The 468-nt window shown below is 40.4% G+C and carries 1 protein-coding gene; it reads right to left on the bottom strand.

Annotated elements, in window-relative coordinates; all coding sequences use genetic code 11:
• Window positions 1-7: 7 nt before the first annotated feature.
• Window positions 8-468, bottom strand: a 461-nt coding sequence (locus tag JFC08_RS13660) for an IS630 family transposase (RefSeq protein ID WP_198331117.1), incomplete at its 5' end; no start/stop codon positions are given.

Here is a 468-nt window from a genome sequence, read left to right as displayed (position 1 = left end):
GCTATAGTCAATCCACAATAAAATTAGTACAACCCATATTATGAAATAGTTTAGGTAGATTATTCTCCATCCATCCTTGGCGTAGAAATTTAGCCTGTGCCCATTTTTTCTCAATAGGGTTTAAATCGGGACTGTACGGCGGTAGAAATAACAAGCGATGACCATGTCTATTGAGCAGTCTCTGAACGCGTTTGTGAAAGCTAGCGTTATCCATGACAATCACGCATTTAGTTTTAAGGCTTGGTATTAGCGTGTCTTTGCACCAGTTATAGAAGATATCGCCATTGATGTTCTTCTCAAAGTAATCGAGTGCAAACAGCGTCTTGTCATAGAGAGCACCAATAACGTTGGTTCGTTTTTTACCTTGCCAGTTGTAACTATCGATGCAAGGGGTTCCAATAGGTGCATAGCCATGAGAACGAATGGTTTCAGACTCAAAGCCGCTTTCATCCATGTATACAATAGCAA

The sequence above is a fragment of the Psychrobacter cibarius genome (assembly GCF_016107535.1).
Lineage (GTDB): Bacteria > Pseudomonadota > Gammaproteobacteria > Pseudomonadales > Moraxellaceae > Psychrobacter > Psychrobacter cibarius.
Note: the sequence above shows the minus strand (reverse complement) of the source record. Positions and strands in the feature narration are given on the sequence as shown.